Genomic DNA, 22406 nt, shown 5'->3' with positions numbered 1-22406 from the left:
GCTGATGCGATCGCCACGTTCACTCCGCGTCGGCGCCGCCTGCCCTACCTTCCCGTACGGCACTGACCACCGCCACGAGACGATGACCGAACAGCCCCAGCGCGACGACAGCGCCCACGATGATGAAAACGAGCGGCGGAAGGAGCACGCCAAGCCCTCACCGCTGAAGAACCCCAAGGTCCGGTGGATGCTGGCGATCATCGGCATCCTCGTCGTGCTGGTGCTGATCGCTTGGCTGGCCTATCACCTCCTGGTCGGCCGCTACCTGCAGGACACCAACAACGCCTACCTGCAGGCCGACGCGGTGGCGGTCGCCCCGCGCATCAACGGCTACGTCACCGAGGTGCTGGTGCAGGACAACCAGTGGGTCAAGGCCGGCGAACCGCTGCTGCGCATCGACCCGCGCACCTACCGCGCCACCCTGGACCAGGCCGAGGCGGTGATCGCCGTGCGCGAGGCCGATATCGCGGCCGCCGCCGCCGGCGTGCAGGGCCAGCAGTCCAGCCTGCTGCAGGCCCGCACCCAACTCACCGCTGCCACCGCCTCGCTGCGATTCGGCAAGGCCGAGCTGGCCCGCTTCACCCCGTTGGCTGCCAGCGGTGCCGACACCCACGAACACGTGGAAAGCCTGCGCCACGACGTCGAACGTGCACAGGCCCAGTACGATGCGGCCAGGGCGCAGATCCAAGGCGCGCAGAGCCAGATCGAAGCCAGCCAGGCGCAACTGGAACAGGCCCAGGCCGGCCTGAAGCAGGCCCAGGCCGATGCCGCGCAGGCGCGGGTCGCCTTCGAGGACACCGAGCTTCGCGCGCGCATCGACGGCCGGGTCGGCAACAAGACCGTACAGGTGGGACAGTTCGTCGCTGCCGGCACCCGCACCATGACCATCGTGCCGGTCGAGTCGCTGTACCTGAGCGCCAATTTCAAGGAAACCCAGGTGGGTCTGATGCGTGCCGGACAGCCGGCCGAGATCAAGGTCGATGCACTGCCGGGCACTACCCTGCACGGCACTGTGGAGAGCATCTCGCCCGGCACCGGCKCGSARTTCGCSCTGCTGCCGCCSSAGAACGCCACCGGCAACTTCACCAAGRTCGTGCAGCGCGTGCCGGTRCGCATCCGGGTGGATGCCGGTGCCGAGGCGCGCAAGGTGCTGGTGCCGGGCATGTCGGTGGAAGTGACCGTGGACACCCGCAACGCCAGGGACGCGCGTGAGCGCACCCGGGACGAGGCAGGGGCCACGGCCGCGCCGGCGCGATGAATGCCACCACTGCCTCCGCAGCGCCCGCCGCCGAGGGCAAGGCCGATGCCGGTGCGTGGCTGGCCGTGGCGGCCGGCACCATCGGCTCGTTCATGGCCACGCTGGACATCTCCATCGTCAACGCGGCACTGCCCACCATCCAGGGCGAGGTCGGCGCCAGCGGCACCGAAGGCACCTGGATCTCCACTGCCTTCCTGGTCTCGGAAATCGTCATGATTCCGCTGACCGGCTGGTTCGTGCGCACGCTGGGCCTGCGCACCTTCCTGCTGATCTGCGCCACGCTGTTCACCGCATTCTCGGTGATGTGCGGCCTGGCCGATTCGCTGCCGATGATGATCGCCGGCCGGGTAGGGCAGGGCTTTGCCGGCGGTGCGCTGATCCCTACTGCGCTGACCATCGTCGGCACGCGCTTGCCGCCGAAACAGCAGCCGCTGGGCACTGCGCTGTTCGGCATGACCGTCATTCTCGGCCCGGTGATCGGCCCGCTGCTGGGCGGCTGGTTGACCGAGAACGTCAGCTGGCACTACGCCTTCTTCATCAACGTGCCCATCTGCGCTGGCCTGGTTGCCTTGCTTCTGCTGGGCCTGCCGCATGAGAAATCGAACTGGGTCGGGCTGCTGCGCGCCGACTGGCTGGGCATCGTCGGCATGACCGCCGGCCTGTCCGCGCTTACCGTGGTACTGGAAGACGGCCAGCGCGAGCGCTGGTTCGAATCGAGCATGATCGTAGTGCTCAGCATCGTTTCGCTGCTGGGGTTCGCGCTGCTGGCGCTCTCGCAGTTCATCAGCAAGGAGCCGGTCATCCGCCTCAACATCCTTTTCCAGCGCAGTTTCGGCGCGGTGTTCGTGATGGTGATGGCGGTGGGCATGATCCTGTTCGGGGTCATGTACATGATCCCGCAGTTCCTGGCGATCATCGCCGGCTACAACACCGAACAGGCCGGTTACGTGCTGCTGCTGGCCGGCCTGCCGACCATCCTGCTGATGCCGTTGATGCCGAAGATGCTGGAAACGGTGGACGTGCGCATCATGGTGTTTGGCGGGATGCTGTGCTTTGCCGCCGCCTGCTTCGTCAATCTGGGCCTGACCCCGGACAGCATCGGCCCGCACTTTATCATCGGCCAGCTGTTGCAGGGCTGCGGGCTGGCGCTGGCGATGATGGCGCTGAACCAGGCCGCCATCACCTCGGTGCCGCGCGAATACACCAGCGATGCCTCGGGCCTGTTCAACGCCGCGCGCAATCTGGGTGGTTCGATCGGCCTGGCCATCATCTCCACCTTCCAGGAGCGCCGCACCACATTGCACGTCGATGCCATCGGCAGCAGCGTCACCGCCAATTCGACCGTGGCCCAGGATGCGCTGCATGCTTACGGCCAACAGCTCGGCGACGCCACGCAGGCGCTGGYGGTGCTGGCGCAGACCGTGCAGATGCAGGCAATGGTGATGGCCTACAACGACCTGTTCTGGATCTTCGGCCTGATCGTGGTGGCGACCCTGCCACTGGTTTTCCTGCTCAAGCCCCTGCCCAAGGGCGTTCCATTGGCGATGCACTGATGACTTCGACGACCTTGCCCCTTCTCCCGGCCCTGTCCCTTCGCCTGCGCCGCCTGTGGCCAGCCACGGTGCCGCTGCTGCTGGCCAGTTGCATGCTGGGGCCGGATTACGTGAAGCCGGACGTTGCCGGCAATGCCACCGCACAGGCACGGCTGCCGCGCGCCGCGCAGGCTGACGTGCAGCCGGCCACGCCACCCAGCCAGTGGTGGCGCGCGCTGAATGATCCGCTGCTGGACCAGCTGGTGGACGAGGCGCTGCGCAACAGCCCCAACCTGCGTGCGGCCCAGGCCAAGCTGCTGGCCTCGCGCGCGCTGCAGCGCCAGCGTCGCGCCGAGCAGCTGCCCAAGGTGGGGGCAGTGGCCGGCTACGCCAACGTCACGGCGCCCGATTCCCTGGAAAACAGCGTACGTGGCCTTGGCGAGAACATCGCCGGCGTGGCCGAGGCCAACGGCCGCCCTCAGGAAGCCGCGCAGCTGCGCCAGCAGTTCGCTGATATCGATCTTGATACCGAACTGTACGTGGCCGGCTTCGACGCCAGCTGGGAACTGGACCTGTTCGGGCGCCGGCGCCGCGCAGCCGAGCAGGCCGCCGCCGAGGCCGAGGCCAACGCGGCAGCACTGGCCGACGCACAGGTGCAACTGGCCGCCGAGTTGACCCAGGTCTACCTGGGCTACCGCAGCAGCCGCGAGCGTATCGCCCTGGCCGAACACAACCTCCGCGCCGCCGATGAAAGCCTGCAGCTGACCCGCCAGCGCCGCCAGCGCGGCGCAGATTCGGACCTTCAGGTGGAACGGGCGCAGGCCCAGCTGCAACAGCAGCAGGCCGCGCTGCCGTCACTGCAGGCACAGGCCGATGAGGCGCGCGATGTGCTGGCCCTGATGGTTGGCCGCGAGCCCGGTGCACTGGATGCGCGGCTGGCGGCGGACCAGCCGCTGCCAGCGCTGCCGGCCCGCGTGCCGGTGGATGATGCGGGCGCGCTTATCCAGCGCCGGCCGGATGTACGCAAGGCCGAGCGCGAGCTGGCAGCTTCGTCGGCGCAGATCGGCCAGGCTCTCTCGGCGTACTTTCCGCAGGTGACGCTGTTGGGCAGCATCGGCGCCGGAGCCACCTCGCTGTCCGACCTGGGGCGGGATTCGGCGGCCACGATCGTTGCTCCGTTCCTGCGCTGGTCGCTGTTGGATTTCGGCGTGAACAAGGCCCGTGTAGCGCAGGCCCGGGCCGGCAACGAGGCCAGGCTGGCGGCCTACGAGGGCACGGTGCTGGCGGCGCTGCAGGATGCGAACACGGCGCTGGCGCGGTTCGGCGCTGCGCGGCAGCAGTTGCAGGCCAGTGTCCGCGCCGAGGCCTCGGCCGACCGCTCGCTGCGCCTTATGCGCCAGCGTCGGCAGGCTGGGGCGACCTCGCAGATCGACCTGCTGGACGTGCAGCGCCAGCGCCTGCAGGCCCAGGATGCCGCCGCACAGGCGCGCCTGCAGCTGCTGGTGCGCTATGTGGCCCTGCAGAAGAGCTTGGGCCTGGGCTGGCAGGAGGCGCCGCCGGTGGCCATCCGCTGATTGCCCCGATGGCATGGCGAGGCGGCCGCCCGCCACAGCCCGTCATATCCCCATCGGCCCCCGGCCGGTAGAATGGCGGCCGCTGTCCACCGCCCGCTCCCGGAGCCCCCATGCCCGTTGAAGCCCAGCCGGAAGCCGCCGTCGTCGAAGCGAGCGGTGTGCCCGGCTATCTCTCCATTCGTGATCTGCGCAAGGAATTCGATGGCTTCGTCGCCGTCGACGACGTCAACCTGGACGTCCGCAAGGGCGAGATATTTGCGCTGCTCGGTGGCTCCGGCAGCGGCAAGTCGACCCTGCTGCGCTGCCTGGGCGGCTTCGAGACACCCACCAAGGGCAGCATCACCGTCGATGGCCAGCAGATGGACGCGCTGCCGCCGTACCAGCGGCCGGTCAACATGATGTTCCAGTCCTATGCGCTGTTCCCGCACATGACCGTGGAGCAGAACATTGCCTTCGGCCTGAAGCAGGACGGACTCGGCCGCGAGACCATCGCCAAGCGCGTGGGCGAGATGCTCGACCTGGTGCAGATGGGCCATCTTGGCAAGCGCAAGCCGCACCAGCTGTCCGGCGGCCAGCAGCAGCGCGTAGCGCTCGCGCGGTCGCTGGCCAAGGGGCCCAAGCTGCTGCTGCTGGACGAACCGATGGGCGCGCTGGACAAGAAGCTGCGCTCGCAGATGCAGCTGGAGCTGGTCAGCATCATCGAGTCGTCGGGCGTGACCTGCGTGATGGTCACCCACGACCAGGAAGAGGCGATGACCATGGCCACCCGCATCGCGGTGATGGACGCCGGCTGGATCCAGCAGGTCGGCAAGCCCGACGAGGTCTACGAGCAGCCGGCCAACCGCTTCGTCGCCGAGTTCATAGGCTCGGTCAACCTGTTCGACGGGGTGATCGACGAGGACCTGCCCGAATACGTGACCGTGCGTTCGCCGCTGTTCCCGGCGCCGGTCTACATCGCCCACGGCATCACCTGCTATGAAGGGCAGCCGGTCGCGTTCGCGCTGCGCCCGGAGAAGGTGATGATCGGCAAGGATGAGCCGGAAGGGCACACCAACAAGGCGCAGGGCGTGATCGAGGACATTGCCTATTTCGGCAGCCATTCGGTCTACCACGTGCGCCTGCCCAGCGGCGCCAAGGTGCTGGCCAACTTCGCCAACTCGCAGCGCTGGGCCAGCGATGGCCTGACCTGGGGTGACGAGGTGTGGGTGCACTGGCGCGACAACGACGGCGTGGTGCTGACCTCATGAGCGCCGCCGGCCTGAAGCGCTGGCTGCCGGGGCTGCGTGCCACGGTGATCGGCATTCCGTACCTGTGGCTGCTGCTGTTCTTCGCGGTGCCGTTCCTGATCGTGCTGATGATCAGTTTCTCGCACAGCCGGGTCGGCTCGCCCCCGTACACCTGGCTGCTGCAGTACGTCGATGGCGGGCTCTCGCTCAAGCTCAACCTCGAGAACTACCTGGCGCTGTTCCGCGATTCGATCTATGCGCAGGCGTTCCTGAGCTCGATCAAGATCGCCGCGATCTCGACCTTCCTCACCCTGCTGATCGGCTATCCGATGGCCTATGCCATCGCCCGCCTGTCGCCGGCCGCGCGCAACGTGGCGATGATGCTGGTGGTGCTGCCGTCCTGGACCTCGTTCCTGATCCGCGTCTATGCATGGAAAGCGATCCTGGACCGCAACGGCCTGCTCGACCAGTTCCTGCAGTACACCGGCCTGCAGTCGCTGATGACCTCGATGGGCCTGCCGAAACTGCAGCTGATCGACACCCCGACCGCGGCCTACATCGGCATCGTGTACTGCTATCTGCCGTTCATGGTGCTGCCGCTGTACGCCAACCTGGTCAAGCATGACCACCGWCTGCTGGAAGCAGCCTACGACCTCGGCGCCAAGCCGTGGCAGGCRTTCCTGCGCATCACCCTGCCGCTGTCGAAGGCGGGCATCATCGCCGGCTGCATGCTGGTGATGATCCCGGCGATCGGCGAATTCGTGATCCCGGAAATGCTGGGTGGCTCGGAAACCCTGATGGTCGGTCGCCAGCTGTGGAACGAGTTCTTCAACAACCGCAACTGGCCCGGTGCCTCGGCAATGGCGGCGGCGATGATCCTGTTGCTGCTGGTGCCGATCCTGCTGTTCAACCGRKYCCAGCRGCGKKWGCTGGAAGGGAAGCWGGCATGAGCCCGCGTTCTGCCAAGGGCCTGGGCCTGGGCGTGCTGCTGCTCGGCTTCGCTTTCCTGTACCTGCCGATCCTGCTGTTGATGTTCTATTCGTTCAACAGCTCGCGGTTGGCCATGGTCTGGGCCGGGTTCTCCACCCGTGCCTACAGCGACCTGTTTGCCGACCGCGCGCTGATGGATGCGATGTGGACCAGCCTGGTGGTCGCGTTCTGGACCGCCTGTACCGCCACCGTGCTCGGCACGCTGGCGGCGATGGTGATGACCCGCTTCAAGCGTTTCCGCGGCAAGCCGTTCTTCGGTGCGCTGGTGACCGCGCCGCTGGTGATGCCGGACGTGATCCTCGGCTTCTCGCTGATGGCGCTGCTGGCCTCGATGGGCGCGATACCGGGCTTCCCGGCGCGCGGCCTGGCCACCATCTGGATCGCCCACGTCACCTTCACCCTGTGCTTCGTCACCGTGGTGGTGTCCTCGCGCCTGCAGGAGATGGACCTGTCGCTGGAAGAAGCGGCGATGGATCTCGGCGCGAGCCGGCTGACCGTGTTCACCCGCATCACTCTGCCGATCATCGCCCCGGCGCTGGTGGCCGGTTGGCTGCTGGCGTTCACCCTGTCGCTGGATGACGTGGTGGTGGCCAGCTTCGTTGCCACGCCGGGCTCGACCACGCTGCCGATGAAGGTGTTCGCCTCGGTACGCATGGGCATCAGCCCGAAGATCAATGCGCTCGCCACGCTGCTGGTGTCGGCAGTGTCCATCGCTGCGGTGATCGGCTGGTACATCAATGCGCGTGCGGAGAAGCGACGCCAGCGCGACCTGCAGCTGGCCCGCCAGGACAACGGCTGAGCCGGCAACATCCGGCTCACGGCGGCCGGCGCACAATGGGGGTCTACCTGATGGAGACCCCCCATGACCGTCGAGATCATCAACCCGGCCACCGGCCAGGTGACCTACCGCCATGAGCTGATGGATGCCGCTGCCATCGAGCAGCGCCTGCAGGCCGCAGCCGAGGCGTTCCCACGCTGGGCCGAGCGCTCGCTGCAGGATCGCGGGGCGATCCTCAAGCAGATTGCCGGCCAGCTGCGCTCGCGCCGCGATGACCTGCAGCAGGCCATGACCAGCGAGATGGGCAAGCTGAAGGCCGAGGCCCTGGCCGAAGTGGAAAAGTGCGCGACCACCTGTGAGTTCTATGCCGACCATGCCGCCGACTATCTGAAGCCGCAGCTGATCGACACCGAGGCCCAGCGCAGCTACGTGCGCTATGAACCGATCGGCTGCGTGTTCGCGGTGATGCCGTGGAATTTCCCGATCTGGCAGGTGTTCCGCTTCCTGGCCCCGGCGTTCATGGCCGGCAACGTGGCGCTGCTCAAGCACGCCAGCAACGTGCCGCAGTGCGCCGACCTGATCCTGGCGGTGTGCCGCGATGGTGGCCTGCCGGACGGTGTGTTCGACGTGCTGCACATCGACAACGACCAGGCTGCCGACGTACTGCGCGATGCACGGGTGAAGGCAGTCACCCTGACCGGCAGCGAGCGGGCAGGGCGCTCCATCGCGTCCAATGCTGGCAGCCAGTTGAAGAAGTCGGTGATGGAGCTGGGCGGCAGCGACGCCTTCGTGGTGCTCGATGATGCCGACCTGGACAAGGCGGTTGCCGCCGCGGTGAAGTCGCGCTTCGACAACAGTGGCCAGACCTGCATTGCCGCCAAGCGCTTCATCGTGGTTGAAGCGGTGGCCGATGAATTCACCCGGCGCTTCGTCGAAGCCGCAGGCGAGCGTCAGTACGGCGACCCGAACGAGCGCGGCACCACGCTGGCGCCGATGGCCCGTGCCGATCTGCGCGACGAACTGCACAAGCAGGTGCAGGCCAGCGTCGCCAAAGGCGCGCGGGTGCTGATCGGCGGCGAACCGATCGCCGGTTCGCATGCGGGCTACCCGGCCAGCGTGCTCGACCAGGTGGGGCCGGGCATGCCCGCCTATGACGAAGAACTGTTCGGGCCGGTCGCTGCGGTCATCCGGGTCAAGGATGAATCCGAAGCGCTGCGCGTGGCCAATGACACCCGCTTCGGCCTCGGCGGCAGCGTGTGGACGCGTGACCCGGTGCGTGGCGAGTCCTTCGCCCAGCGCATGGAATGCGGCGCGGCCTTCGTCAACGCCATCGTCAAGAGCGATGCGCGGTTGCCGTTCGGCGGCAGCAAGGAGTCAGGTTTCGGCCGTGAACTGGCCGACCACGGCATCCATGAGTTCATGAACATCAAGACCATCTACGTGGCTTGATGATCACCCAATGCGCCACGACAGGTACGCCAGGTGTCGACCGTCGTGGCCTACCGGTTCGGTGGGTATCGACCGTTGGTCGATCGTCCTACAGCCACTTCACCCGCTTGAACAGCCGGTACAGGCCAATGCAGATGCCACCGACAGTGACAATCATCAGCGGGTAGGCCCACGGCTGGTTCAATTCCGGCATGTGGCTGAAATTCATGCCATACCAGCTGGTGATCAGCGTCGGTGCGGCCAGCAGCGCGGCCCATGCACCCAGCCGCTTCACCGTCTCCCCCTGGGCCAGCGTCACCAGTGACAGGTTCACGCTCAGGGCCGTGCCCAGCATCTCGCGCAGCGTATCGATGACATCGCTGATGCGCACCGCGTGGTCGTGCACGTCGCGGATATACAGCTTCACTTCGTCCGGGAACAGCTCGCCCTGGTAGCGGCGCAGCTGTGCCAGTACATCCTGCAGAGGCGCCACCGCCATCCGCATCTTGTTCAACTCGCGCTTGAGCTCATACAGGCGCACCACCGTGCTGCGCTTGTAGCTGTCGGCGAAGATGTCCTTCTCCAGCAGTTCCAGGGTGTCGCGGAAGCGGTTGGTGATGGGCAGGTAATTGTCGACCACGAAGTCGGCCACGGCGTACAGGCAGTACGAGGGGCCCATTTTCAGCAGCTGTGGTTCGCGCTCCACGCGCGCGCGCACCGGTGCGTACGAGAGCGAGGCGCCATGGCGAACGGTCACCAGGAACCGTGGGCCGAGGAAGGCGTGGGTCTCGCCGTACTGGATGCGCTCGTCAACCATCTGCGCGGTGGTCACCACCACGAACAACGAGTTGCCGTAGGCCTCCACCTTGGGGCGCTGGTGCGCGTTGCGCGCATCTTCGACGGCCAGGTCGTGCAGGCAGAATTCTTCCTGCAGCTTCAGCAGTACATCTTCGTTCGGATCGTACAGGCCGACCCAGACGAAACCATTGTTGCTGGCGATGACATCGCTGATCGCATCCRGGCTGATGTCGTGGCGTTTGCCGTCGTCATCGTAGTGGACGCAGTTGATGACGCAGGTGGGATTGGCTGCGGCGGAGGCGGCAGCAGGGGCGGGCAGTGGGGCGGGCAATGACATGCCCGCCATCGTGCGTCAGTGCTGCGTTTCCGACAAGTGAGGACGGCGCCCCAGCGCCCAGGCCAGCGCCGCGTGGACCGGCAGCAGCAGCACGATCCACTGCACGTTGTACTGCGCCTGCAGGCTCAGCCAGTGCAGCACCAGGGCAGCCACGGCCTGCACCGCCACCAGCCACAGCACGATCCTGAACATGCGGCCGGGCACGCGCCGCCGCAGCAGGCTGATCGCCCCCGGCAACAGCAGCACGCACAGCGGCGACAGCAGCAGCAGGTTGCGGTTGGCCCAGGCAGCGTAGTGCGTGCTGAAGCCCCACAGGAACACCAGCAGGCCACCGGCGATGGTGCACAGCAGCCACAGCGGCAAGGCCAGGCCGGCCAGCAGGCGCGTACGCCTGCGTAGCGCCAGCACGCCGACCGCAATCACCAGGCCACACAGCAGCCACGGCCACCAGTGGCGCGCGAATTCCTTCGGTTCGGGATCGATGCGGTGCGGCAGCAGTTCCTGCTCGGACTGCACCAGCGGGCGGCCGTCGCTGTTGCGGGCCTGCCGCAGGGCATCGGCCAGGCGCATCGGCACGAAGGCTTCCTGCCAGCGCGACAGCGGTTGGTCGGCAAACGGACCCAGGCCGATATCGAAGCCCAGCCACATCCACGGGGCCGGGGACGCCAGGCGTACCGACTCGCTGCGATAGGTGTTGCCACGCGAACGGCCCGACAGCTGTGAATGCAGGCCGCCGCCCAGTGCCTTGTCCAGCGTGTCGCGCACCATCGTCGCGCAGTTGGCGGTGTAGTAATCGTAGTGGTAGCGCGCATTTTCCGGCTTGGCCCGTTCGGCCAGGTCGGCGGCCAGCGAGCGTGCCTGGTCAGGGGTGATATCCAGCCACTGCACGCTGGCACCGCGGCCGGTCTCGTCGTAGTACGACAGGTCCTGCTGCAGTGGCAGCGCCACCAGGTAATACATCATGTCGCCACGCACGAAGCGGCCGATGAAATCCTGTTCGGACGGATCGAAGTAGCCGAAGTTGTACGAGATCGCCTCGCCGCTCACCGGGTCCAGCACGACGATGGCATCGTGGCCGAAGCGCTCGAAGAACACGGTGCCGGGCTGCATGGTGACCACACCAACGCGCGGGGCAGGGGCATCACTGGCCGTCGAAACGACCGGCGCCGCCGCCTGCGCGAACGCGGTCAGTGGCAGGGTCGTGGCCAGCACGCAAAGTGCCAGCCACACCGTCAGGATCAGGCCACGGTGCTTCAAGCGTCGTCCTGCGCGTCCGGTGCCAGCACCGTTACATGGAAGGCCTGGACCCGGCGCGCATCGGCGCGGGCTACGCGGAACATGAAGCGGTCCAGCGCCAGTTCGTCACCGACTTCCGGCAGATGGCCCACCGCTTCGGTTACCAGGCCACCGATGGTGTCGTAGTCCTCATCGGAGAAGGTGGCACCGAAGCGCTCGTTGAAATCGCCGATCGGCGTGAGCGCATCCACCACGTACTGGCCATCGGCCTGGATGGCGATCTGCGCCGAGAAGTCCTCGGCCTCGTCGTGTTCGTCGTCGATCTCGCCGACGATCTGCTCCAGCACGTCCTCGATGGTGACCAGGCCGGCGACACCGCCGTACTCGTCCACCACGATCGCCATGTGGTTGCGCGACAGGCGGAATTCCTTCAGCAGCACGTTGAGCTTCTTCGCTTCCGGAATCAGCACCGCCGGGCGCAGCAGCTCACGCACGTTGCCCGGACCGTTGTCGGCAACCACGCCGCGCAGCAGGTCCTTGGCCAGCAACACGCCAAGGATGTCGTCCTTGTTCTCGCCATGCACCGGAAAGCGCGAATGGCCGGACTCGACGACCTGCTTCATCAACTCCAGGAAGGGCGCCTCGACCGGCAGCGAGACCATCTGCGAACGCGAGATCATCACGTCGCCCACGGTCAGCTCGGCCACCGAAATGGCACCTTCCATCATCTTCAGGGTATCTGCGGCGATCAACCCTTCTTCCTGCGCGGTGTGCAGGACAGCGACCAGCTCGTCGCGGGTGTGGGGTTCGCCGGAAAAAGCAGACGTCAGGCGTTCRAGCCAGCCGCGCTTCTTTTCGCTGTGCTCCACGAAGGAGCTACTACTGTCGTCTTCTGACATCTCTGGAAAAAAGGCACCCGGCAGGCCGGGCGATGACCCAAGTCTAGCAGGATGTGGGGGCCTGTCAGTGACCGTCGGCCGCCGGGGCGGTGGCGGCCGGGCCCTCGTCCTCGGCCGGCAGGTCCAGGCTGTAGGTGCAGCCGGCCAGAGTCCTGCCGGGGTGGCTGGCGACGGTGGATACGCTGAGGATGATCGACTCGATCTGCGCCTCCCCGGTCTTCGGGTCCGTCACATCGCGGCTGACCAGCTCGCGCCCGGCCATGAACTTGCCGTCCTGGTCGTAGCCGATCTCCAGGGCCAGCTGCTTGGCCAGCGGCCGCGGATCGGCCTGGTCGAGCACGGCCATGATGCTGGCGCCGGCCACGGCCACACGCTCGGTCTGCTGGCCGAACACGGTGATCGGGCTGGCCAGGCGGTACTCGCTCATGAACTGGTTGCCCTGCGGCAGCGGCTGCAGGCCATGCGCCACGGCCTTCAGCGGATCGGCCAGCAGCGGTGCCAGCGCGGCGTGCTCGGCCACGCCCTGGCGGCATTCGATCAGCGCAGGGAGGTCCAGTGGCGCGGCGGAAGCGGTGGAGGCAACGAGTAGCAGGGGCAGGGCAGTACGCAGCAGCACAGGCGAGGTTCCGTGGTAGAGCCGAGCCCATGCTCGGCTGCATTCTGGTCGGTTCTGCGGGGCGCATGGCCCACTGCGCCCGAGCATGGGCTCGGTCACGCAGGGGCTGGCCCGGTTTCAGCGCTCGCCCGCGTACGGGTCGTCGATGCCGAGCTCGGCCAGGATCTCGCGCTCCAGCTGTTCCATCGCCTCGGCTTCCTTGTCGTCCTCGTGGTCCCAGCCGAGCAGGTGCAGCACGCCGTGCACGGTCAGGTGCGCGTAGTGGGCGTTGAGCACTTTGCCCTGCTCCCCGGCTTCACGCGCCACCACCGGTGCGCAGATCACCAGGTCGCCCAGCAGCGGGAACTTGACGCCCTTGGGCAGGCCCTCCGGCACGTCGGCCGGGAAGCTCAGCACGTTGGTGGCGTAGTCCTTGCCCCGGTAGTGCCGGTTCAACGACTGCCCTTCCTTGCTGTCGACCACGCGGATGGCCAGGTCGGCCTCGCGGATGCGGCCCTTCAGCGCAGCCGCCACCCATTTGCGGAAGCTGACGGCCGAGGGCAGCCCGGCACGGGGCAGGGCGTAGTTGACGGCTACATCGAGGCGGACGGGACCCTTGGTCATGGCAACACCGGCATTTCAGATCGAACAGGAGGTCACAGTATCGCGCGTGTCGCCGTTCACTGCGACTTCCAGTCGCCGGCTTCGTAGGCGATTTCGATCACCGACGCCTTGGCCGCACGCGCCTGGATATCGGCATTGCCGGTCGATGCGTGGCAGTTGTAGCCGTTCTGCAGGGTCACCTGTCTGGCCAACTGGATTGCCCCCTGCTCCGGCGCTGCATCGGGATCCACATACAGGGTAGTGTTGGCACAGCCGCCTACGTTGGCCACTTCCAGTGCCGGAATCAGCCTGCGCGTGGCGCGATCAGCGAGGACATCGAATGCCTCGCGTGGGAGGACGGACTGGTTGGCCGAGATGCGCAGCTTGAAGAAATGCAGCTGTTTATAGAACAGATAGYCATTGGAATGCAGCGGCTGGTTGCTGGACACCTGCAGCAGGCCCAGGCGCAGCTTCTCGCCTCGGACCTGCTCTGCCTTGGCAATGGCCTGGATCACCGCCGCGTCGATGCCATTGGCACCTTTCGCAGGAACTGCTTCGGCCGACAGCGGGAAGGGCTCCTGTCCCAGCTCCTGCAGGTCCGCGTAGATGCCGGACGCAACCGCCTGCCTGAGGTCCGCCTGCAAGGCCTGCATGCCGCGGTCCACGGCAACCTGCGGGTCCAACCGGCCCGCCGGATACACGAAAACACTGATCGCCGCCTCCGGGTTCAGGCGGCTGCGGTAACTGAATCCGGCCCCCGCCAATCTGTCGTCCGGGTTGTAACTGCTGCGCACCAGCGTGAAATCCTCCACCTGGTAGGGAGCAATCACATAACTGGATTCAACGTACGCCCGCGCTTCGGCGGCGGGCGGGGGAGAGGCGAGTGCAGGGACCGGCCCGAGGGCCAGCAGGCACAACGACAGCAGCAGACCCGGGCGAACCATGACACGTCCTTATGTGCACAGGAGCCCGGAGTGTAGTGTCATTCCGCTCCAGGTTGAATCTGGTGCAGGTCGCGGCGGTCGTAGGCACTGACGATGCGCGCCACCAGCGGGTGGCGGACCACGTCGCGGGCTTCGAAGAAGGTGAAGCTGACGCCCTCCACGTCGCGCAGCACGTCGATCGCATCGCGCAGGCCGGACTTCACATGCTTGGGCAGGTCGGTCTGGGTCAGGTCGCCGGTGACCACGGCGGTGGAACCGAAGCCCAGACGGGTCAGGAACATCTTCATCTGTTCGATGGTGGTGTTCTGCGCTTCGTCCAGGATCACGAACGCRTCGTTGAGCGTGCGSCCGCGCATRTAGGCCAGCGGCGCGATCTCGATGACGTTCTTYTCCAGCAGCTTGRSSACCTTYTCCACGCCSAGCATTTCRTACAGSGCGTCGTACAGYGGGCGCAGGTACGGGTCGACCTTCTGGCTGAGGTCGCCGGGCAGGAAGCCCAGCTTCTCGCCGGCCTCGACCGCCGGACGCACCAGGATCAGGCGCTGCACGCGCGATTCGTTCAGTGCTTCCACCGCGCTTGCCACGGCCAGGAAGGTCTTGCCGGTACCGGCCGGGCCGATGCCGAAGTTGATGTCGTGGCTGACGATCTGGTGCAGGTAGCGGCTCTGGTTGGAACCCCGGCCGCGCACGGTTCCGCGCTTGACCTTGATCGCCACGTCCTGTGCTTCGTAGGAGCGGTCGGCGATCTGTTCGATGTTGGCCGCGTTCAGCCGCAAGTGAATGGCGTGGTTGTCGAAGGTGGTCTCTGCGGCTTCTTCGTACAACGCCTCGATCAGTTTCTGCGCCTCGGCGCTGGCCTCGGCCGGGCCGCTGATGCGGAACACGAAGCCGCGGTTGGCGATTTCCACGCCAAGCTTCAGTTCGATCTGGCGAAGGTGGCCGTCGAACGGGCCGCACAGGTTGGCCAGCTGCGCGTTGTCTTCCGGCGACAGGGTGAAGTCTCGATGCTCGATGCTTTTCATTGCTTGGGGTGGGGCGGGGTCGCCGTCCACCGCGATGGAGTCAGGGACGACAAGGGTAACGCGCAAGCCGGCATGACGACAGTTCTCCACACCGGGTGTGGACCGGCGCCGAAGAAACCTGTGGATAGACCTTCGCAGTGCTTGTGCCACAAGGAAGATGATGCGGTGGTGAAAATTGTGCCAGTGCCTGCAGGGTTTTCCACATGCGGTGTGGACGGTGTTGCCACGAACCTGTGGATAGGTGGCAGCGAGCCTTGCGGCAGTGGCGTTGGGAGCGGCTGATCAATTATTGGCCAGCGCTGATCTGGATCATTGCGGGTGCACAGGGAGCATGGCACCGTGGCGCCATCGCAGGAGGTGGCGCATGGCCGTGGGCACGTGGGTGCGCAGGATGGGGTTGCTGGGCAGCTGCCTGCTGGCGGGGTGCGGCGAAGCACCACCAGCAGCACTGGGTACGCTTGAATGGGACCGGATCAGCGTGCCCGCACCGGCGGCTGAAGTGATCAGTACCGTTGACGTGCGCGAGGGGCAGGCGGTCAAGGCGGGCGCGCTGCTGATGCGCCTGGACCCTGTCCGTGGCGCAGCCCAGCTCGACGCCGCACAGGCCGAAACGGCACGCGCGCAGGCACAGCTCGAGGAACTGCAGGTGGGCCCGCGTCCGGAGCAGATCGCCCAGGCGCAGGCACAGCTCACCGCGCTGCGCGCGCAGGCGGCGGAAGCCACCGCTTACTACCGCCGGGTGCAACCGTTGGCCCGTCAGCGGTTGGTGGCTGCCGCTGATCTGGACCGGGCCCGCGCGGCCGCCGACAACGCCGTGGCCAGCGTGCGTGCTGCCGAACAGGCATGGCTGCAGCTGCAGCGCGGCAACCGTCGTGAGGACATCGCCCAGGGCCAGGCCGCCTCCAGGGCGACACAGGCACAGGAGGTCGTGCAGGCCGTCAACCTGCAGAAGCTGCAGCTGCGCGCGCCGCGCGATGGCGTGGTCGATGCGTTGCCCTACAGGCAAGGCGACCAGGCACCGATCGGTGCACCGTTGGTGGTGATGCTGGTGGGCGAACGGCCGTATGCGCGCGTGTACCTGCCGCAGCCGTTGCGCCTGCAGGTGAAGGTCGGGCAGGCCGCGCTGGTGCAGCTGGACGGCGCGAATACCGTATTGAAAGGGCATGTGCGGTCGATCCGCAGCGAACCTTCCTTTACCCCCTATTACGCGTTGACTGGTGATGACGTCTCGCGGCTGAGCTACCTGGCCGAGATCGAGATCGACGACAGTGCCGACATGCAGGCGCTGCCCGCCGGGCTGCCGGTGCAGGTGCGCTTCTGAACCCGGTCGATGACATCGCCGTGCGTGCGCGGGGCCTGAGCCGCCGTTTCGGCGACCTGCTGGCGGTGGACAACGTCGATCTGCAGGTGCCGCGTGGGCAGGTATACGGTTTCCTCGGCCCGAACGGCTCGGGCAAATCGACCACCATCCGCATGCTGTGCGGGCTGCTTGAGCCGAGCGCGGGCGAGATCGACGTGCTGGGCCTGGCGATCCCGGCGCAGGCCGAGGCGTTGCGCCGCCGCATCGGCTACATGACCCAGCGTTTTTCGTTGTACGAAGACCTGTCGGTGCGGGAGAACCTGGAATTCCTTGCCGCCATCCAGGATCTGCCACGCGCGCAGGCGCGGCAACGGGTCGATGCGCTGCTGCTGGAGTATCGCCTGCAGGACCGCCAGGTGCAGTTGGCCGGCACCCTCAGTGGTGGGCAGAAGCAGCGGCTGGCGCTGGCCGGTGCGGTGATCCATGCGCCGGAACTGCTGTTCCTGGATGAGCCGACCAGTGCGGTCGATCCCGAGTCGCGTCGCGATTTCTGGGAGGCGCTGTTCGAACTCGCCGATGCCGGCACCACGGTGCTGGTGTCCACCCATTACATGGACGAGGCCGAACGCTGCCACCGGCTGGCGATCCTTGATCGCGGTGCCCTGGTAGCCGATGGCACGCCGGCCGAACTGTGCGCGCAGCTGCAGGGTCGCACCCTGGCCGTCACCACTGCGCAGCCCCGGCAGGCCAGCCGCGCGCTGGCGGCGCTGCCGGGCGTGCTCAGCGTGGCGCAGATCGGCACCGAGCTGCGTATGCTGTGCAGTGAGGGCGCGGCCGATACCGCCGTGCTGGCGCAGGCCCTTGCCACCGCCGATCCGCAGGCCAGCATCGAACCGGTGGCGCCCAACCTGGAAGACGTCTTCGTTTCCGCTACCCGTGGCCGCGGCCGGGAGCCGGCGGCATGAGCCTGCGACGGCTGTGGGCGATCATGCTCAAGGAGCTGCGCCAGCTGCGCCGCGACCGGATCACCCTGGCGATGATCATCGGCATCCCGGTGATGCAGCTGCTGCTGTTCGGCTATGCGATCAACCTCAACCTGCGGCACCTGGATGCAGGCATCGCCGACCAGGTCAACAGTGCGGCTTCTCGCGCGCTGGTGCAGGACATGGTTGCCACCGGTGTGATCGCCCCGCGCGCACAGGCCTATACGCCCGACCAGCTGATGGAGGCGTTGCGACGGGGCCGGATCAGCGTGGGCATCGTGATTCCCGCCGATTTCGAACGACGCCGCTACGAAGGCCGCGAGGCGGTGCAGGTGCTGGTCGACGGCAGCGACACGGTGGTGCAGAGTGCGGCGATCCAGTTGGCGCAGGTACCGCTGGACACGCGCCCGACCAGCAACACGCGGCCGCTGCGCGAGGGCAGTATTGCCAGCGGGCCGGTAAGCGTCATCAGCTTCTACAATCCGCAACGACGGTCAGCGGTGAACATCGTGCCCGGCCTGATCGGGGTGATCCTGACCATGACCCTGGTGATGTTCACTGCAGTGGCGGTGGTACGCGAGCGCGAACGCGGCAACATGGAGCTGCTGATCGCCACGCCGGTATCGCGCAGCGAACTGATGGTCGGCAAGGTATTGCCATACGCAGCGATCGGTCTGCTGCAGACCACCCTGGTGCTGCTGCTGGGCACGTGGTTGTTCGAGGTCCCGATCCGCGGCAGCCTGCTGGATGTCTATCTGGCCGCCGTGCTGCTGGTGCTGGCCAACCTGGCGCTGGGCCTGTTGATTTCAACCCGGGCGCGTTCGCAGTTCCAGGCCATGCAGATGACCCTGTTCCTGTTTCTGCCCTCCATCCTGTTGTCGGGCTTCATGTTCCCGTTCGCCGGCATGCCCCGGCCGGTGCAGTGGCTGGCTGAAGTATTGCCGCTGACCCATTTCCTGCGCCTGGTACGCGGCATCATGCTGCGCGGGGCTTCGCTGTGGGAGCTGTGGCCGGACGCGCTGGCACTGCTGGTGTTCATCGTGGCGATGATGACCCTGGCCATCCTGCGCTTCCGCAAACGCCTGGATTGAAGCACGCCGACCAACGGTCGGCATCCACCCCGGGAGGTGCCGACCGCTGGCCGGCATCAATTGCGGTGGGTGCCGACCGTTGGTCGGCACACCTCAATCCCTCGGTGGGTGCCGACCGCTGGCCGGCATCAATTCCGGTGGGTGCCGACCGTTGGTCGGCACACCTTATTCCGTCACCACGCGCCCGCGCAGTGAGTTGGTCATCGCTTCGGTGATCACCACGTCCACGAACTGGCCGATCAGGCGCGGGTGCGCCGGGAAGTTCACCGAACGCATGTTCTCGGTCTTGCCGGTCAGCTCGTTGGGGTTCTTGCGCGAAGGGCCTTCCACCAGCACGGTCTGTACGCTGCCGACCATCTTTTCGGAGATCTGCGCGGCATGCGCGTTGATCCGTTCCTGCAGCCGCGACAGGCGCGCATGCTTTTCCGCGTCGCTGATCGTGTCTTCCAGGTCTGCAGCCGGCGTGCCCGGGCGACGCGAATAGATGAAGGAGAAGCTGTGGTCGAAGCCGATATCCTCGATCAGCTTCATGGTCTTCTCGAAATCAGCATCGGTCTCGCCGGGAAAACCGACGATGAAGTCCGAACTGATCGAGATATCGGGGCGCACCGCACGCAGCTTGCGGATCTTCGACTTGAATTCCAGCGAGGTGTAACCGCGCTTCATCGCCGACAGCACGCGGTCGCTGCCTGCCTGCACCGGCAGGTGCAGGAAGTTGGCCAGCTGCGGCACGTCGCGGAACGCGTCGATCAACGAATCGCTGAACTCCAGTGGATGCGAGGTGGTGAAGCGGATGCGACCGATGCCGTCGATCTCGGCGATGGTGCGGATCAGCAGGCCGAGGTCGGCGAGCTCGCCGTCACCATAGGGGCCACGGTAGGCGTTGACGTTCTGGCCGAGCAGGTTGATCTCGCGCACGCCCTGTGCCGCAAGCTGTGCCACTTCCACCACCACGTCTTCGAACGGGCGGCTGACTTCGGTACCACGCGTGTAGGGCACCACGCAGAACGAACAGTACTTGGAGCAGCCTTCCATGATCGACACGAACGCCGATGCGCCATCGGCACGCGGTTCGGGCATGCGATCGAACTTCTCGATTTCCGGGAAGCTGATGTCCACCTGCGGGCGCTGCTGCTCGCGACGGGCGCGGATCAGTTCCGGCAGGCGGTGCAGCGTCTGCGGGCCGAACACCAGGTCGACGAACGGCGCACGCTTGATGATCGCCTCGCCTTCCTGCGACGCCACGCAACCGCCTACGCCGATGATGACCTCGCGGCCCTGGTTCTTCAGGCTCTTCCAGATGCCCAGCTGGCTGAACACCTTCTCCTGCGCCTTTTCGCGGATCGAGCAGGTGTTGACCAGGATGACGTCGGCGTCTTCCGGGCGATCGGTCAGTTCCAGACCATCGCTGGCGGCGAGCACGTCGGCCATCTTGGCCGAGTCGTACTCGTTCATCTGGCAACCGTGGGTCTTGATGTACAGCTTGCCCTTCACCTGGTCGGGCTTGCGCGGACCAGAGGGCAGGGCAACGAGCGGAGTGCCGCCCTGGGCGGCGGGCGGAAAGACGTCTGGCGTCCCGGTCATGGCGCTTAATCCATTCGGGTGGCGGGAAAGGGGGCGATTCTACCCGCATCCCAGGGCGTGCGCCCGGCGCAACGCCAGCGGCGCCGCACTGGGCGCTCGCGGGGCATGGCCCCGCGCTGCCTGCATCCCGTCCCGTTCGGTAGCGCCGGGCCGGGTGCCCTCACGCCGCGATCAGCTCCGCATCGATCTGCCGCGAACGATCAAACGCGGTCATCGCGCTCATTCGATCGATGTAGGCGGCCGTCGCCGGTGCTGGCTGCACCAGGCCGAACGCACTGGTCCATGCCAGCGCATTGCCCCACAGCACGTCGGCCGCACTCATCACCTCGCCCAGCAGGTACGGTCCCTGCGTGAGCTGCGCTTCGATCACCTGCAGCACCGTATCGGCATCGTTATAGGGCGACATCGCATGCGGCGGCGGATCGCGGCGCATCGCCCGGTCGATCATCGCCGGCTCGAAACAGGCGCCATAGAAGGCCATCCAGCGCAGGTAAGGGCCGCGCAGGGTGTCGCCGATCGGCGGTGCCAGCCCGGCTTCCGGGTACAGGTCGGCCAGGTACAGGTAGATCGCCACCTGCTCGGTCACCAGGGCGCCGTTGTGGACGATGGCCGGCACCTTGCCCATCGGGTTGATAGCCAGATAGGCCGGGGCCAGGTTGGCACCGGCCTTCAGGTCCAGCACCTGCATGCGGTAGTCGGCGCCCAGCGCTTCGAGCAGGGCGACAGCGCCGCTCGAGCGTGAACGGGCGGCGTGGTAGAGGGTGATCTGGCGTGACGTCATGGCATTGCTCCCTGCAGGTGGTGGTGAAGTGGGGCCCATGCTGGGGCACAATTGCGGACGACTTCTGTCCGCGATCCGTCATGCGCCATACCGCCCATCGCCTGCTTCGCCTGATTTCCCTGCTGCAGGCCCGCCGTCACTGGTCCGGCGCCGAGCTGGCCGAGCGCATGGGCGTGGACCGGCGCAGCATCCGTCGCGATGTCGAGCGCCTGCGTGAGCTGGGGTATCCGGTACAGGCCTCGGCCGGTGTAGGTGGCGGCTACCGGCTGGGCGCCGGTGCGCCGGTGCTGCCGATGCTGCTGGATGAGGAGGAGGCCACCACACTGGCGATTGCCCTGCGCGCGGCGTCGGCCACGGTGTCCGGCATCGACGACACCGCACGCGGCCTGCTGTCCAAGCTCGACCCGCTGGTGCCCGCGCGTCGCCGCCAGCAGGCCGGCGAAGTACATGCCGCCACCGCAACCCTGTCCGACCTGCCGTCCACCGACGCGCGCCTGCTCGGGCGACTGGCCCAGCATTGCCGGCAGGCCGCGCGGCTGGCCTTCGAATACCGCAGCGCGCAGGACGCGGTGACGCAACGCGAAGTCGAGGCCCAGCACCTGGTCAACTACGGACGGCGCTGGTATCTGCTGGCCTGGGACCTGGGGCGGCAGGACTGGCGCACGCTGCGCGTGGACCGGATGGGCGCAGTGCGTTCGCTGCCAGAGCCTGGCCTGCATCGGCGCACTCCGGCGCCACCGGATGTGATGGTGCGGCAGGCGGTCAGCCAGGCGCCGTTCGCGCTGCAGGCCGTCCTGCGCCTGGCCGGCAGCGAAGCGGAGCTGACCGGGCGCATTCCGCCCTGGTGCGGTGTGCTGGAGGCCGACGGGCCAGAACACTGCCTGTTGCGGATGGGCGCGGAGAGCCGCGGCATGATGCTGGCGCAGATCCTCAGCCTGGATCGCCTGCCGGTGGCGGTGTGGACCACGCCGGCCGAGCTGCGCGAGGAGCTGGCCCAGCGCCTGGCCGGGCTTGGCCAGGTCCTGGCCGTGCCCGCCGTCACGGTCTGAGCCGGCGCCCTTGGCAAGCCGCAGCGAAGCTGGGACACTCGCGGCCATGAAGGGGAGACTGGGGATAACGGCGATCATCATCGCTGCGCTGACCGCTGCGCCGGCCAGCGCCGGTACCCTGTACAAGTGCCTCGGCGCCGACGGTGTCACCAGCTATGTCAGCAAGCGGGTGGCCGGTGCCCAATGCAGCACCATCAGCTACACCCGCAGCGCGGGCAGGGCAGCGCGCGCTCCCGTTGCCACGCCGGCGCCGGCGCTGCTACCAGCACCTGCGGCACCTGCTGCAGTGGTGGCCAGCGCCGAGCGTAATCCGGTCGCGGTCGCCGCCGCTGCGGCCAGTCCCGCTGTCGCAGCGACCCCGRCACCCGCAACGACCTCTACGCCGGCCAGTCCACGCG

At 67.0% G+C, this 22406-nt stretch carries 20 protein-coding genes and 1 pseudogene; 12 read left to right on the top strand and 9 right to left on the bottom strand.

The genetic code is table 11. The features are described from left to right. Nucleotides 1-82 precede the first annotated feature (82 nt). The 7 genes from AC1DJN_RS06675 (at nucleotide 83) to AC1DJN_RS06645 (ending at nucleotide 8807) form a co-directional block, all read left to right on the top strand. Nucleotides 83-1258 carry an HlyD family secretion protein gene (locus tag AC1DJN_RS06675; protein WP_478039015.1) on the top strand — a complete coding sequence of 392 codons (1176 nt, stop codon included), beginning with the start codon at nucleotides 83-85 and terminating at the stop codon, nucleotides 1256-1258. Then, nucleotides 1255-2811: a DHA2 family efflux MFS transporter permease subunit gene (locus tag AC1DJN_RS06670; RefSeq protein ID WP_478039014.1), complete on the top strand. Its 1557-nt coding sequence runs from the start codon at nucleotides 1255-1257 to the stop codon at nucleotides 2809-2811. Before AC1DJN_RS06675 ends, AC1DJN_RS06670 begins: the two co-directional genes overlap by 4 nt. Further along, nucleotides 2811-4364 carry an efflux transporter outer membrane subunit gene (locus tag AC1DJN_RS06665; RefSeq protein WP_051584955.1) on the top strand — a complete coding sequence of 518 codons (1554 nt, stop codon included), beginning with the start codon at nucleotides 2811-2813 and terminating at the stop codon, nucleotides 4362-4364. Before AC1DJN_RS06670 ends, AC1DJN_RS06665 begins: the two co-directional genes overlap by 1 nt. Nucleotides 4365-4474: 110 nt before the next feature. Further along, nucleotides 4475-5611 carry an ABC transporter ATP-binding protein gene (locus AC1DJN_RS06660; protein WP_032975681.1) on the top strand — a complete coding sequence of 379 codons (1137 nt, stop codon included), beginning with the start codon at nucleotides 4475-4477 and terminating at the stop codon, nucleotides 5609-5611. Then, complete coding sequence (locus tag AC1DJN_RS06655) at nucleotides 5608-6540, top strand: ABC transporter permease subunit (RefSeq protein WP_478039013.1); 933 nt, start codon at nucleotides 5608-5610, stop codon at nucleotides 6538-6540. The genes AC1DJN_RS06660 and AC1DJN_RS06655 overlap by 4 nt, the downstream gene beginning before the upstream one ends. Then, nucleotides 6537-7379 carry an ABC transporter permease subunit gene (locus AC1DJN_RS06650; protein ID WP_025875316.1) on the top strand — a complete coding sequence of 281 codons (843 nt, stop codon included), beginning with the start codon at nucleotides 6537-6539 and terminating at the stop codon, nucleotides 7377-7379. The genes AC1DJN_RS06655 and AC1DJN_RS06650 overlap by 4 nt, the downstream gene beginning before the upstream one ends. A 63-nt stretch (nucleotides 7380-7442) precedes the next feature. Continuing rightward, entirely contained in the window at nucleotides 7443-8807 is a 1365-nt protein-coding gene (locus AC1DJN_RS06645; RefSeq protein ID WP_117309949.1) for an NAD-dependent succinate-semialdehyde dehydrogenase, read from the top strand. Between the two features lie 88 nt (nucleotides 8808-8895). Here AC1DJN_RS06645 and AC1DJN_RS06640 read toward each other — a convergent pair whose 3' ends face one another. The 7 genes from AC1DJN_RS06640 to AC1DJN_RS06610 all read right to left on the bottom strand — a co-directional run bounded on the left by AC1DJN_RS06640 (nucleotide 8896) and on the right by AC1DJN_RS06610 (nucleotide 15220). After that, nucleotides 8896-9930 carry a magnesium and cobalt transport protein CorA gene (locus tag AC1DJN_RS06640; RefSeq protein ID WP_478039012.1) on the bottom strand — a complete coding sequence of 345 codons (1035 nt, stop codon included), beginning with the start codon at nucleotides 9928-9930 and terminating at the stop codon, nucleotides 8896-8898. 6 nt (nucleotides 9931-9936) lie between these two features. Further along, the gene (locus AC1DJN_RS06635) at nucleotides 9937-11178 is read right to left on the bottom strand and encodes a lipoprotein N-acyltransferase Lnb domain-containing protein (RefSeq protein WP_442251043.1); all 1242 of its coding nucleotides are present in this window, start codon (nucleotides 11176-11178) and stop codon (nucleotides 9937-9939) included. Further along, nucleotides 11175-12056: an HlyC/CorC family transporter gene (locus AC1DJN_RS06630; protein ID WP_032975685.1), complete on the bottom strand. Its 882-nt coding sequence runs from the start codon at nucleotides 12054-12056 to the stop codon at nucleotides 11175-11177. Before AC1DJN_RS06630 ends, AC1DJN_RS06635 begins: the two co-directional genes overlap by 4 nt. 64 nt (nucleotides 12057-12120) lie before the next feature. Continuing rightward, entirely contained in the window at nucleotides 12121-12672 is a 552-nt protein-coding gene (locus tag AC1DJN_RS06625) for a hypothetical protein (RefSeq protein WP_032975686.1), read from the bottom strand. 117 nt (nucleotides 12673-12789) lie between these two features. Then, nucleotides 12790-13275, bottom strand: coding sequence for an rRNA maturation RNase YbeY (ybeY, locus tag AC1DJN_RS06620; protein WP_032975687.1), 486 nt, complete (start codon nucleotides 13273-13275; stop codon nucleotides 12790-12792). Between the two features lie 56 nt (nucleotides 13276-13331). Next, a complete protein-coding gene (locus tag AC1DJN_RS06615; RefSeq protein WP_478039011.1) occupies nucleotides 13332-14198 on the bottom strand; it encodes a hypothetical protein in 867 nt (288 codons plus the stop codon). 38 nt (nucleotides 14199-14236) lie between these two features. Beyond that, on the bottom strand, nucleotides 14237-15220 hold the full coding sequence (locus AC1DJN_RS06610; RefSeq protein WP_478039010.1) for a PhoH family protein: 984 nt from the start codon (nucleotides 15218-15220) through the stop codon (nucleotides 14237-14239). Between the two features lie 364 nt (nucleotides 15221-15584). Between AC1DJN_RS06610 and AC1DJN_RS06605 the strand changes: the two genes are divergently transcribed. From AC1DJN_RS06605 to AC1DJN_RS06595, 3 genes are read left to right on the top strand one after another with little or no spacing between them, the layout of a single operon-like run. Further along, nucleotides 15585-16541, top strand: a complete 957-nt coding sequence (locus AC1DJN_RS06605) for an HlyD family secretion protein (protein ID WP_032975689.1) — start codon at nucleotides 15585-15587, stop codon at nucleotides 16539-16541. A gap of 20 nt (nucleotides 16542-16561) precedes the next feature. Further along, the gene (locus AC1DJN_RS06600) at nucleotides 16562-17485 is read left to right on the top strand and encodes an ABC transporter ATP-binding protein (protein ID WP_032975691.1); all 924 of its coding nucleotides are present in this window, start codon (nucleotides 16562-16564) and stop codon (nucleotides 17483-17485) included. After that, a complete protein-coding gene (locus AC1DJN_RS06595; RefSeq protein WP_032975692.1) occupies nucleotides 17482-18594 on the top strand; it encodes an ABC transporter permease in 1113 nt (370 codons plus the stop codon). The genes AC1DJN_RS06600 and AC1DJN_RS06595 overlap by 4 nt, the downstream gene beginning before the upstream one ends. Nucleotides 18595-18759: 165 nt before the next feature. Here AC1DJN_RS06595 and miaB read toward each other — a convergent pair whose 3' ends face one another. Continuing rightward, complete coding sequence (miaB, locus tag AC1DJN_RS06590; RefSeq protein ID WP_032975693.1) at nucleotides 18760-20178, bottom strand: tRNA (N6-isopentenyl adenosine(37)-C2)-methylthiotransferase MiaB; 1419 nt, start codon at nucleotides 20176-20178, stop codon at nucleotides 18760-18762. A 160-nt stretch (nucleotides 20179-20338) separates the two neighbouring features. Next, nucleotides 20339-20959 carry a glutathione S-transferase family protein gene (locus AC1DJN_RS06585; protein WP_032975694.1) on the bottom strand — a complete coding sequence of 207 codons (621 nt, stop codon included), beginning with the start codon at nucleotides 20957-20959 and terminating at the stop codon, nucleotides 20339-20341. A gap of 80 nt (nucleotides 20960-21039) precedes the next feature. Between AC1DJN_RS06585 and AC1DJN_RS06580 the strand changes: the two genes are divergently transcribed. Next, a complete protein-coding gene (locus AC1DJN_RS06580; protein ID WP_248149605.1) occupies nucleotides 21040-22008 on the top strand; it encodes a helix-turn-helix transcriptional regulator in 969 nt (322 codons plus the stop codon). 46 nt (nucleotides 22009-22054) lie between these two features. Further along, nucleotides 22055-22406: pseudogene (locus AC1DJN_RS06575) on the top strand (lytic transglycosylase domain-containing protein); the annotation flags it as partial.

The sequence above is a fragment of the Stenotrophomonas sp. 05L414_2 genome, from assembly GCF_056397905.1.
Note: the sequence above shows the minus strand (reverse complement) of the source record. Positions and strands in the feature narration are given on the sequence as shown.